12 protein-coding genes and 1 pseudogene are annotated in these 12,465 nt (G+C 39.3%); 11 read left to right on the forward strand and 2 right to left on the reverse strand.

Annotated features, from left to right (window positions below; translation table 11 throughout):
• Positions 1–79: 79 nt before the first annotated feature.
• The 3 genes and pseudogenes from K1I71_RS04175 to K1I71_RS04185 form a co-directional block, all read left to right on the forward strand.
• Positions 80–673: pseudogene (locus K1I71_RS04175) on the forward strand (site-specific integrase); the annotation flags it as partial.
• A 344-nt stretch (positions 674–1,017) separates the two neighbouring features.
• Positions 1,018–2,022 carry an NADP-dependent oxidoreductase gene (locus tag K1I71_RS04180; protein ID WP_223330287.1) on the forward strand — a complete coding sequence of 335 codons (1,005 nt, stop codon included), beginning with the start codon at positions 1,018–1,020 and terminating at the stop codon, positions 2,020–2,022.
• A gap of 16 nt (positions 2,023–2,038) precedes the next feature.
• Positions 2,039–2,683, forward strand: a complete 645-nt coding sequence (locus K1I71_RS04185) for a TetR/AcrR family transcriptional regulator (RefSeq protein WP_223330288.1) — start codon at positions 2,039–2,041, stop codon at positions 2,681–2,683.
• 94 nt (positions 2,684–2,777) lie between these two features.
• Here the strand turns inward: K1I71_RS04185 and gdhA are convergent, their stop codons facing one another.
• The gene (gdhA, locus tag K1I71_RS04190) at positions 2,778–4,124 is read right to left on the reverse strand and encodes an NADP-specific glutamate dehydrogenase (RefSeq protein ID WP_223330289.1); all 1,347 of its coding nucleotides are present in this window, start codon (positions 4,122–4,124) and stop codon (positions 2,778–2,780) included.
• A gap of 229 nt (positions 4,125–4,353) precedes the next feature.
• Here gdhA and K1I71_RS04195 point away from each other — a divergent pair, with 229 nt between their 5' ends.
• From K1I71_RS04195 to K1I71_RS04230, 8 genes are all read left to right on the forward strand, one after another.
• Positions 4,354–5,289 (forward strand): dihydroorotate oxidase, encoded by a 936-nt coding sequence (locus tag K1I71_RS04195; RefSeq protein WP_223330290.1) that lies wholly within the window; start codon positions 4,354–4,356, stop codon positions 5,287–5,289.
• A 32-nt stretch (positions 5,290–5,321) separates the two neighbouring features.
• The gene (gene holA, locus K1I71_RS04200; protein WP_223330291.1) at positions 5,322–6,359 is read left to right on the forward strand and encodes a DNA polymerase III subunit delta; all 1,038 of its coding nucleotides are present in this window, start codon (positions 5,322–5,324) and stop codon (positions 6,357–6,359) included.
• A gap of 76 nt (positions 6,360–6,435) precedes the next feature.
• Positions 6,436–6,630 (forward strand): hypothetical protein, encoded by a 195-nt coding sequence (locus tag K1I71_RS04205; RefSeq protein ID WP_223330292.1) that lies wholly within the window; start codon positions 6,436–6,438, stop codon positions 6,628–6,630.
• 99 nt (positions 6,631–6,729) lie between these two features.
• Positions 6,730–7,335: a superoxide dismutase SodA gene (gene sodA, locus K1I71_RS04210; RefSeq protein WP_000974733.1), complete on the forward strand. Its 606-nt coding sequence runs from the start codon at positions 6,730–6,732 to the stop codon at positions 7,333–7,335.
• 156 nt (positions 7,336–7,491) lie between these two features.
• Positions 7,492–8,022, forward strand: a complete 531-nt coding sequence (locus K1I71_RS04215; protein ID WP_033686722.1) for a YutD family protein — start codon at positions 7,492–7,494, stop codon at positions 8,020–8,022.
• Positions 8,023–8,042: 20 nt separating this feature from the next.
• Positions 8,043–9,128, forward strand: coding sequence for a dual-specificity RNA methyltransferase RlmN (gene rlmN, locus K1I71_RS04220; RefSeq protein ID WP_000804760.1), 1,086 nt, complete (start codon positions 8,043–8,045; stop codon positions 9,126–9,128).
• Positions 9,128–9,610 carry a VanZ family protein gene (locus K1I71_RS04225; protein ID WP_084950376.1) on the forward strand — a complete coding sequence of 161 codons (483 nt, stop codon included), beginning with the start codon at positions 9,128–9,130 and terminating at the stop codon, positions 9,608–9,610. Before rlmN ends, K1I71_RS04225 begins: the two co-directional genes overlap by 1 nt.
• Before the next feature lies 1 nt (position 9,611).
• Positions 9,612–11,153: an ABC-F family ATP-binding cassette domain-containing protein gene (locus K1I71_RS04230; RefSeq protein WP_173253317.1), complete on the forward strand. Its 1,542-nt coding sequence runs from the start codon at positions 9,612–9,614 to the stop codon at positions 11,151–11,153.
• Between the two features lie 54 nt (positions 11,154–11,207).
• Here K1I71_RS04230 and K1I71_RS04235 read toward each other — a convergent pair whose 3' ends face one another.
• Positions 11,208–12,011: a peptidylprolyl isomerase gene (locus K1I71_RS04235; RefSeq protein ID WP_125447782.1), complete on the reverse strand. Its 804-nt coding sequence runs from the start codon at positions 12,009–12,011 to the stop codon at positions 11,208–11,210.
• Positions 12,012–12,465: the final 454 nt, after the last annotated feature.

The following is a 12,465-nucleotide window of genomic DNA, read 5'->3' on the forward strand; positions in this document are numbered from 1 at the left end:
AATAATAACCTCATCTTATGATAAGGCTATTATCTCATATTTTGGTGTCCATTGGATAGGTTTTTAGAGGTGCCCTAGTGAGTATGAGGGACTCCATAATTACATGACAATCTGGTTATATTTTATGACTGGCTTAAGAGTTAGTGAGGGTATTGCTCTTAAATGGGAAGATATTGATTTTGAACGTAAATGGATTCATGTTCATTCGACAATTGAGAAAGACAAAAACGGTGTATGGTATGCTAAACAACAAACAAAGACAGTAGCAGGGAATCGTAAAATTGATTTAGATGATTTTACGATTACAATACTTAAAAAATGGCGAGAAGTTCAAATAAAGAATGATGATAAAGATTATGTAATATCACGTTTTGGTGCCCCCTTGTGTAAGTCTACAATTTCTAGGATAATAAAAAGGCATGCTAGAGTTGCGGGTGTACCAGAAATTACGGGGAAAGGTTTAAGACATAGTCACGCTTCCTACCTTATAAATGTATTGCATAAGGATACCTTATATGTTTCATATCGATTAGGACATGCTGATAAGTCAACCACGTTGAATACATATAGTCACTGGTATTATTCAGGTGATTCAACAATTTCAGAAGAGATTACAGACAGTTTAGATAATCTTGGATTATCAATTTACCTACCAAATTCCTGCCAAAGTTGAAAATGGAGGAATTAACCCACTAATACTGGGAGAAAATAAGATTAGCAAATTGTTACTCTTAAATAATAGAGCGACTACATTAGTAGCTTAAAAACGTGATTAAACCGCTATTCTTAGGACTAGCGGTTTTTCTTTTTATGTGCCAAGGGGAAAAAAGGGAAAGGAATCTTTAAAAGTGAGGAGAGTTAGATTGAAAGAATCATATTGGTAAATCGAAATGATGGATATTTGTATCATGTCATAAATCGTTATCAAACGATAATATTGATTTTCTTACAAATTAAGAGTATAATTTATAAAAATGAGTGTTCACTCAATTTTTGTGAAATTAAGGAGTAAAGAAAATGGTTGTTGAAGCAATAGAGTACAGTCGTTTCGGTAACGAAGAGGTCTTGGATTTGCTGAAGATAGACTCTACAGCCTTGGATGTAAATCAGGTGAGAGTAGAAGTTCATGCTGTTGGTTTAAATCCTATTGATTATAAAACTTTTGAGGGAGCGAAACCCCTTCGATTTCTATCTTTTATAACGAAATTAAGGAAACCAAGTCGTTGGTTCGAATCTAAATCATCTTTATTTCCAAGAGGTGTGGGGAGAGATTTTTCTGGAGTTATTACAGAAGTTGGAAATGAAGTAACTAGGTTTTCAGTAGGAGATAAGGTGTTTGGAACAATGATTAGTGATCCTGGTTTGGGAACTAATAGGGGAGCTTTAGCAACAGAAATTTGTGTCAATGAATCAGAAATTGTATTGAAACCAGAGATGATCGACATGACTCACGCAGCTACTATGGGAGTAGCTGCTCTAACTTTGGGTGGGGCTTTTAGAAGAACCGGTTTAAATTCAAGAGATACTGTTGTTATTTCAGCTGCAGCAGGAGGTATTGGAAGTATTGCAGTACAGTATGCAGTTGCTAAGGGGGCGACAGTGATTGGAATAGCAAGTAAGAAAAATGCAGAGTATCTGAAGTCTTTAGGTGCCATACCAGTAAGTTACGAAGAGAATATCAAGAAGGCTCTTCTATCAGCTAGTCCAACGCCTATTACAAAATTTTTGGATTGTTATGGATCTGATTATGTAAGATTGGCTTTTAGTTTAGGCTTGAAAGGGACAGCTATTGGGACATTAGTACCTTCGCCCTATGTTATGATAAAAGGTGCTCAGTTTACTGGTCCGAGACATTCCACATATGATGATTTTAGCACTTTAGCTGAAATGGTCTCAGACGGGAAGGTTCAGCTGAAAATTGATCAAGTGTATGACTTTTCTCTAAAGTCAGTTAGAGAAGCCTATCGTAGTCTGAAAATGGGACACAGTCGAGGCAAAAAAGTCGTAAAAGTAAGAGAGTAGAAGAGAGGTGCTAGCGATGGAAAGTTTAGAACAAAAGTATGCTCAGACGTTAGAAGTTAGCAACTTGAGCTTGAAACAACGTCGAGTATTATTATCAAGCTTAAAATTATTCTCAGAAATTGGATTTGAGAATACAACGTCCAGCCTTATTGCCGAACGCGCTGGAGTGTCAGAAGGAACTGTTTTTAGTTACTTTAAAACAAAGGAAGGTATTTTAGAAGCCATTTTATCTACTTTTCTAGAACAGGTTATTCCAGAAGTGATTGCGGATTTCTCAGAAAAAAAATTCACAGTAGATCAAGAAACTTTTCCCTTCTTTTTAAAAAGTATTGTTCTAGATAGGCTCTTTTTCATTCAGAAGAATCAAATGCATGTTAAAATTCTCTTGGGGCGTTCTTTTATTGATAAAAATCTTTCTATCCAGTTAGGAAATATTATTGTTCAATCTATAATAGAACCAATTAGCCCTGTTTTAAATCAATTTAAAGAAAAGGGACTTATTCTAAATTGGTCAAATGAAAGAATTGTTCGATACATTTTAGCATTGAGTTTTTCTTATCTTATTCCCATGATGTTGAATGATGAAGGAACTATAAACATAGATGAAGCAGTTGATGAGATTGTTGAATGTTTGTCATCTGCCCTAATGAAAGTAAAATAAATTCTGATGTTAAAACTCACTGTTAATAGTGAGTTTTTTTGGATTCAACATAAAAATCCCCAATCGTAGCGATTGAGGATTAAGCAAATGAGTCTTAAACAATACCTTGTGCAATCATAGCGTTTGCTACATTTTCAAAGGCAGCAATGTTTGCTCCTGCAAGGTAGTCTTTGTCAAGACCATATGTTTCTGAAGTTGTTTTAGCTGTGTTAAAGATGTTTGTCATGATGTCTTTGAGACGTCCATCAACTTCTTCACGAGTCCATGAAAGGCGAAGACTATTTTGGCTCATTTCAAGGGCTGAAACGGCTACACCACCAGCGTTGGCAGCTTTGGCAGGTCCGTAGAAGATACCATTTTCCTTGTAAACTTTGATGGCATCAAGGTCGCTTGGCATGTTGGCACCTTCAGATACACAGATAACGCCTTGAGCAACCAAACGTTTAGCTGCTTCACCGTTGATTTCGTTTTGAGTCGCACATGGAAGAGCGATGTCATAGTTTCCAGCGTAAGTCCATACAGAACCTTCATGATAAGTAGCGTTTGCTTTCTCAGCTGCATACTCAGTCAAACGAGCGCGACGTTTTTCTTTAACATCAACCAAAAGATCGAAGTCGATACCATTTTCATCGATGACATAACCATTTGAGTCAGATACAGAGATAACAGTTGCACCAAGTTCAGTCGCTTTTTGAAGAGCGTATTGAGCTACGTTACCAGAACCTGAAATAACCACTTTCTTACCAGCAAAGCTGTTACCGTTAGCTTTAAGCATTTCTTCAGTGTAGTAAACCAAACCGTAACCAGTTGCTTCTGGACGAATCAAGCTACCACCAAATCCAAGAGGTTTACCAGTCAAGACACCAGCATCAAATTGGTTAAGACGCTTGTATTGACCATAAAGGTAACCAATCTCACGTCCACCAACACCGATATCACCAGCAGGTACGTCAAGTGATGGGCCGATGTATTTTTGCAATTCAGTCATGAAGCTTTGGCAGAAGCGCATCACTTCAGCATCTGTTTTACCTTTAGGATCGAAGTCTGATCCACCTTTACCTCCACCGATAGGAAGTCCAGTCAAGACGTTTTTAAAGATTTGTTCAAATCCGAGGAATTTCAAGATCCCTTGGTTAACAGTTGGGTGGAAACGAAGTCCGCCTTTGTATGGTCCAACAGCTGAGTTGAATTGAACACGGTAACCACGGTTTACTTGAATTTTTCCATCACGGTCAACCCAAGGAACACGGAAAGAAATCACGCGTTCTGGCTCAGTAATACGTGCCAAGATATTTTCTTCGATATACTCAGGGTGTTTTTCAAATACAGGTTCTAAAGTGTTGAAAAATTCTTCAACAGCTTGGAGGAACTCAGCCTCGTGCCCGTTACGAGCTTTCACAGTTTCAAACACGCTTTGGATATATTCTTTAGCAGATGTCATATCGTTCTCCTTAAATTCTAATTTAATTATGTGAGTCATTATAGCAGAATTTTTTTTAACTGTAAAGAGAAAAAACAAAAATTTTCTAAAAATTCTTTCAATTTAGTTTTTGAGATTTTTTGAAAATAGATAAAAAACGAACGTTTTTCTTATAAATGATTTTATTAAAGAGAAAATCTGAAAATATGGTATAATATTAGCAATAAAAGGAATCCGGAGGATCAGAATCATGGTATCAACAAAATCACAAATTGCTGGTTTTGAGTTTGACAATTGTTTGATGAATGCAGCAGGTGTGGATTGTATGACGATAGAGGAGCTGGAAGGGGTTAAAAACTCAGCGGCAGGAACTTTTGTGACCAAGACAGCGACCTTGGACTTTCGTCAGGGAAATCCTGAGCCACGTTACCAAGATGTTCCCCTTGGATCTATCAACTCTATGGGCTTGCCAAATAAGGGTTTAGACTATTATTTGGACTATCTTTTGGATTTGCAGGAAAAAGAGCCAAATCGAACTTTCTTCTTATCTCTAGTCGGTATGTCTCCAGAGGAAACCCATACTATCTTGAAAAAAGTACAAGAGAGTAAGTTTCGTGGTCTGATTGAGCTAAACCTCTCCTGTCCAAATGTTCCAGGTAAACCTCAGATTGCCTATGATTTTGAGACAACAGACCGGATTTTGACAGAAGTATTTGCCTACTTCACCAAACCTCTTGGAATTAAATTGCCACCATATTTTGATATTGTTCACTTTGACCAAGCGGCAGCTATTTTCAATAAGTATCCTCTTAAGTTTGTCAACTGCGTCAACTCTATCGGAAACGGCCTTTATATAGAAGATGAGTCTGTCGTTATTCGGCCTAAAAATGGTTTCGGTGGCATTGGTGGAGAGTACATCAAACCAACTGCTCTAGCTAATGTTCATGCCTTTTATCAACGCTTAAATCCTCAAATCCAAATCATCGGAACAGGTGGAGTTTTGACTGGTCGTGATGCCTTTGAACATATCCTCTGTGGAGCGAGTATGGTGCAGGTGGGAACCACACTTCACAAAGAAGGCGTCAGTGCTTTTGACCGCATTACCAATGAACTAAAAGCAATCATGGCGGAAAAAGGGTACGAAAGCCTCGAAGATTTCCGTGGGAAATTGCGCTATATTGATTAAATTCATTAAAAAATCAGAAGAAAGGAGAGAAGATGCTAGCTATTGAAGAAAGCCAGAAGTTGACTTTATCAAATTTACCTAGCCTGAGCCTTTTTACAGGGACAGACCAGGGTCAGTTTGAAGTGATGAAGAGTCAAGTGTTGAAACAGATTGGTTATGATTCTGCTGACCTCAACTTTTCCTACTTTGATATGAAAGAAGTAGTTTACAAGGATGTGGAACTGGAGTTAGTCAGCCTTCCTTTCTTTGCGGATGAGAAAATCGTGATATTGGATCATTTTGTCGATATCACGACTGCTAAAAAGCGCTTTTTAACAGATGATGAGCTCAAGTCATTTGAGGAATACCTTGATAATCCTTCACCAACAACCAAGTTGTTAATCTTTGCAGAAGGAAAGCTGGATAGTAAAAGACGGTTGGTTAAATTATTGAAGCGTGATGCCAAGGTTTTTGATGCAGTAGAAGCCAAAGAACAAGAATTGCGCCAGTATTTCCAAAAGTGGAGCCAGAAACAAGGTCTGCAGTTTGCCAATCATTCTTTTGAAAATCTTCTCGTCAAGTCAGGTTTTCAATTTAGCGAAATTCAGAAAAATCTCCTTTTTTTACAGTCCTATAAGGAAGACTCTGTTATCGAGGAAGAGGATATTGTTAACGCAATTCCCAAGACCTTGCAGGACAATATTTTTGATTTAACTCAGTTTATTCTGACTAAAAAGATGGACCAGGCGCGTGATTTGGTTAGAGACTTGACCTTGCAAGGGGAAGATGAAATTAAGCTCATAGCTGTCATGCTAGGACAATTTCGGACTTTTACTCAGGTGAAGATTTTGGCGGAGTCTGGGCAAATAGAATCGCAGATTGCAAGTAGTTTAGGTAGTTTTCTCGGACGCAATCCTAATCCCTATCAAATCAAGTTTGCGCTGAGAGATGCGCGAGGACTTTCCTTTAGCTTTTTGAAGCAAGCTATTTCTTATTTGATTGAGACAGACTATCAGATTAAGACAGGTCTTTATGAAAAGAGTTTCCTTTTTGAAAAGGCACTCCTACAGATTGCTAGTCAGGTAAATTGATATTTTTTTGAAACTACAACCCGCGTCAGGATTATCTTGTCGTGGGTTTCTTGCTGATTTGCTTGTTTTATACTCAATGAAAATCAAAGAGCAAACTAGGAAACTAGCCGCAGGTTGCTCAAAGCACTGCTTTGAGGTTGTAAATAAGGCTGACGAAGTCAGCTCAAAACATGTTTTTGAGGTTGCGGATGAAACTGACGAAGTCAGTAACTATACCTACGGCAAGGCGACGTTGACGAGGTTTGAAGAGATTTTCGAAGAGTTTTATTAGAAAGTATTTCAGTGATTTCTTCATCTATAAGCAAAAAACTTGAAAAAAGTGAATGTTTGCGTTATCATTTTCATATAGAAAGAAAAAGAGGTATTACAGATGGCTATTATCTTACCAGATCTTCCATATGCATACGACGCTTTGGAACCATACATCGATGCTGAAACAATGCACTTGCACCATGACAAACACCATCAAACTTATGTCAACAATGCTAATGCAGCTCTTGAAAAACACCCTGAAATCGGTGAAGATCTTGAAGCCTTGCTTGCTGATGTAGAATCTATCCCAGCTGATATCCGTCAAGCACTTATCAACAACGGTGGTGGACACTTGAACCACGCTCTTTTCTGGGAATTGATGACTCCTGAGAAAACAGCTCCATCAGCAGAACTTGCAGCAGCAATCGATGCGACATTTGGTTCATTTGAAGAATTCCAAGCAGCTTTCACTGCAGCAGCAACAACTCGTTTCGGTTCTGGCTGGGCATGGTTGGTTGTTAACAAAGAGGGTAAACTTGAAGTGACTTCAACAGCAAACCAAGACACACCAATCTCAGAAGGTAAAAAACCAATCTTGGGCTTGGACGTTTGGGAACATGCTTACTACGTGAAATACCGCAACGTGCGTCCTGACTACATCAAAGCTTTCTTCTCAGTAATCAACTGGAACAAAGTAGATGAATTGTACGCAGCCGCTAAATAATGGTATATGGAGGGAAGAATGGTTCTTCTCTTTTTTAGGTTATATGATTCGAGTCTGACAAAATCGTCAGACTTTTTTCATTTTTATGAGAAACGTGCTAACTGCTAGAAATTATGGTAGAATAAAGTATTAAGTAATCGTGGAAAAAGGATATCTATGCGAAAAGAAATTGCACCTGAATTATACAACTATAACAAGTTTCCTGGTCCTGAGTTCCATTTACACGGGGACAAGGTCGAAACGGAAGGGATAGTTTTTTCCTTGGTGGAAAACATCAAGGATGCCTTTGATGTGACGGCTTTTAATCAGCGTTTTTCAGAAGTCTTAACCAAGTTTGATTATATCGTAGGAGATTGGAGCAACGAACAGCTTCGCTTACGAGGTTTTTACAAGGATGACCGAACAGAAGAAAAACTTGAAAAGATCAGTCGTTTACAAGACTACCTTTTAGAGTATTGTAGTTATGGTTGTGCCTATTTTGTCTTAGAAAATGAAGCCCCTAAGCGAGCATCATTTGACAAGAAAATGCGTAAGAAGGAAGAAGACCAGACTTCTAAAAAAGGGAAGAAACCGGCTCAAACCAAACGAAAACCGAATGCAGATAAGAAAAATAGACGTCGTCAGAAGGACCAGAATTCTCAGAAAGAGGATAAGGGGCAACGCCATTTTGTCATTCGTCAGAAGTGAGTAGAGAATAAGGAGTAGAAATGAAACCGTCAATTTATAGTTTAACACGTCAAACCATGCAGGAATGGGTTTTGGAGCAGGGAGAGAAGAAATTCCGTGCAGATCAAATTTGGGAATGGCTTTACCGTAAACGTGTCCAGTCATTTGAAGAGATGACCAACCTTTCCAAGGATTTGATTGCTAAGCTCAATGACCAGTTTGTGGTCAATCCCTTGAAACAACGTATAGTGCAAGAGTCTGCTGATGGTACTGTCAAATATCTCTTTGAGTTGCCTGATGGTATGTTGATTGAGACAGTACTGATGCGTCAGCACTACGGTTTATCTGTCTGTGTGACGACTCAGGTTGGCTGTAATATCGGTTGTACCTTCTGTGCCTCTGGTTTGATTAAGAAACAACGTGATCTTAATAACGGTGAAATTGTAGCGCAAATCATGCTGGTTCAGAAATACTTTGATGAGCGTGGTCAGGATGAACGCGTCAGCCATATCGTTGTTATGGGAATCGGTGAACCATTTGATAACTACAACAATGTCTTAAATTTTGTTCGTACTATCAATGATGATAAAGGAATGGCCATCGGTGCTCGTCACATCACGGTTTCAACCTCAGGTTTGGCCCATAAAATTCGTGACTTTGCTAATGAAGGGGTTCAGGTCAATCTTGCCGTTTCCCTTCACGCACCTAACAATGAATTGCGCTCAAGCATCATGAAGATTAACCGTGCCTTTCCGATTGAAAAACTCTTTGCTGCTATTGAGTACTATATTGAGACAACCAACCGTCGTGTGACCTTTGAATACATCATGCTCAATGAAGTCAATGACGGTGTAGAACAAGCCTTGGAATTGGCTGAATTGCTCAAGAACATCAAGAAATTGTCTTATGTAAACTTGATTCCTTATAACCCAGTTAGTGAGCATGACCAATATAGCCGTAGTCCTAAAGAGCGCGTCCTGGCCTTCTATGATACGCTTAAGAAAAAAGGTGTTAACTGTGTTGTTCGTCAAGAGCATGGTACTGATATTGATGCAGCTTGTGGACAATTGCGTTCTAATACAATGAAACGTGACCGCCAGAAAGCAGTCGCAGCAGTCAATCCTTAATGATGAAGAAGACTTATAATCGTATTTTGGTCTGGGGAGTCATTTTCTATAGTATTTGTATCGTTTACTTTTGCTTTACTCCTCAAGAACATTCTCCCGTGGGGGTGGAAACTCCAGGTATTCAGCATCTTGGACGCCTGGTTTTTCTTTTGACTCCTTTCAATTCTCTCTGGAAACTGGGTGAGGTGAGTGACATAGGACAATTATGTTGGCTTTTTCTACAAAATATCCTCAATGTCTTCTTACTTTTTCCTCTGATTTTCCAACTCCTTTATCTCCTTCCAAACTTGCGTAAGACAAGAAAAGTGATCTTTTTCAGTTTTCTTATAAGCCTAGGAATTGAGTGTACGCAGTTAGTCTTAGATTTTTTCTTTGATTTTAATCGCGTCTTTGAGATTGATGATTTGTGGACCAATACCTTGGGTGGCTATCTGTCTTGGCTTCTCTATAAACAATTACATAAAAACAAGATAAGGAATTAAAATGAGTATTTTAGAAGTTAAAAATCTGAGTCATGGTTTTGGTGACCGTGCAATTTTTGAAGATGTGTCCTTCCGCCTCCTAAAGGGGGAACATATCGGCCTGGTCGGTGCCAATGGTGAAGGAAAATCAACCTTTATGAGTATTGTGACTGGTAAAATGCTGCCAGATGAAGGGAAGGTTGAGTGGTCCAAATATGTGACTGCTGGTTACTTGGATCAGCACTCAGTCCTTGCTGAAGGGCAGTCGGTGCGCGATGTTCTCCGTACGGCTTTTGATGAGCTTTTCAAAGCAGAAGTCCGTATCAATGATCTTTATATGGAAATGGCTGAAGATGGAGCGGATGTTGATGCTCTCATGGAAGAAGTGGGAGAACTTCAAGACCGTTTAGAGAGTCGTGATTTCTATACTTTGGATGCTAAGATTGATGAAGTAGCGCGTGCCCTTGGTGTCATGGACTTTGGCATGGATACGGATGTAACCTCTTTGTCAGGTGGGCAAAGAACCAAGGTGCTTTTGGCTAAACTTCTCCTTGAGAAGCCTGATATCTTGCTGTTGGACGAGCCGACCAACTACTTGGATGCTGAGCATATTGACTGGCTTAAGCGCTATCTCCAAAACTATGAGAATGCCTTTGTCCTCATTTCACACGATATTCCATTCCTGAACGACGTGATTAATATTGTCTACCATGTGGAAAATCAACAGCTGACGCGTTATTCTGGTGACTACTACCAGTTCCAAGAAGTCTATGCTATGAAGAAATCTCAGCTAGAGGCTGCCTACGAACGTCAGCAAAAAGAAATTGCGGACCTTAAGGACTTTGTTGCCCGAAACAAAGCGCGTGTTGCAACACGAAACATGGCCATGTCCCGTCAGAAGAAATTGGATAAGATGGATATTATCGAACTGCAAAGTGAGAAACCAAAACCATCCTTTGATTTCAAACCAGCTCGTACGCCAGGGCGCTTTATCTTCCAAGCCAAGGATTTGCAAATTGGTTATGATCGTCCTCTGACCAAGCCTTTAAATCTTACCTTTGAACGTAATCAAAAGGTTGCTATTATCGGGGCAAATGGTATCGGGAAAACAACTCTCTTGAAGTCTCTCTTGGGCATTATTCCGCCAATTGCTGGGGAAGTGGAGCGTGGAGATTATCTAGAACTTGGCTACTTTGAACAAGAAGTAGAAGGCGGTAATCGCCAAACACCACTAGAGGCTGTTTGGAATGCCTTTCCAGCTCTCAACCAAGCAGAAGTTCGTGCAGCCCTTGCCCGTTGTGGTTTGACAACTAAGCATATCGAAAGTCAAATTCAGGTTTTGTCAGGTGGGGAACAAGCCAAAGTTCGTTTCTGTCTCTTGATGAATCGTGAAAACAACGTTTTAGTGCTGGACGAGCCGACCAACCATTTGGATGTGGATGCCAAGGATGAACTCAAACGTGCTCTCAAAGAATACAAGGGATCTATCCTTATGGTCTGCCACGAACCAGACTTTTATGAAGGTTGGATGGACCAAATCTGGGACTTTAACAAGCTAACTTAAAAATGAGGAAAAAAGAAATACAGTATCGAATGCGGATACTGTATTTTTTGGTTTTTAAGATTTAAAATCGTAGTCTTTCACCACTTCGATGCTATCGATAGTAATAGCAGTCGTTGGTTTGTCTTTCTCATCTTTTTCGGCTTTAGCAATCTTATCTACAACATCCATACCGTCAATCACTTGACCAAAGACTGGGTGTTTGCCGTCTAGACTAGGGTTTCCCCCTTCTTTATAGGCTTCGATGATTTTCTTTGGATACTTGCTTGTAGGGAGTTTAGCAGAGGTATCTGTAGAATTTTGGTTGATAAAGAACTGGCTGCCATTGGTGTTTGGTTGACCAGTATTAGCCATAGAAAGAGCACCCCGGATGTTATAGAGATAAGGAGTAATCTCGTTTTTGAAACCAGTTCCCTTGTCTTTAGTCTTATCCTTGTCATGCCAGATGGACTGACCGCCTGTACCGTCCCCTTTGGGATCTCCAGTTTGAACCATGAAACCATCAATGACACGGTGGAAGGTAATGCCGTTATAGTAGCCTTCTTTGGCATGAGTGAGGAAGTTTTCAACCGCTAGAGGAGCGAGTTTAGGGAAGAGTTTGATACGGATATCTCCTTGACTTGTGTGTAGAATCACTTCAGCCTCGTCTTCAGCAACTTCTTTAGATAGTTGTGGGAAATTGGCGTTTTCGTTTGTTAAAGCATCGTTTAACTCCTTGGCAGATTGGGCTGCTGCTTTGGAGCTTTCCTCAGCGGCCAAGCTAGAATCAACATAGTCATTACCACGCAGACTGCGTTGGATGCTGCTACATCCAGCTAGGGCTACAGTTGATAGTAAAAGAAGGGTTGCTAGTTTTTTCATTCTGATCCTCTCAAAAATTCATTTCTACCATTGTACCTTAAAAGGAAGGGGATTTCAAATATTAGTGACAAGACAGTTTAAGAGGAAGCCAACCAGAAAGTCGCTTGATTAAAGATTCTTCTTTGGATGACGGTCGATAATATCCTTGTATTGTTCCAGTATCTGCTCTCCCTTTGGAGTCAATTAATCGAGAAGTGACTTGCTAATTCTTCTTCTGAAAAGTTGTCATGAAGGTCTTAACTTGGTGGTCTTTATAAAATGTTTCTAAAATAGTATTTATGACATTCTCTTTCTTATTTTTCTTTAAAAATATAACAAATTTCTAAATGGTTTAAAAATTTTATAGTCTGTCAAGTTTTTTTCTTGACACCTGCTAGAAATCTGCTATAATAGAACATGTGCTAAATAGCTCAGCTATTTCACCGAAATAAAAAATAAGAAAAGAGACTTTAAA

The organism is Streptococcus mitis (assembly GCF_019929545.1).
Classification (GTDB): domain Bacteria; phylum Bacillota; class Bacilli; order Lactobacillales; family Streptococcaceae; genus Streptococcus; species Streptococcus mitis_BU.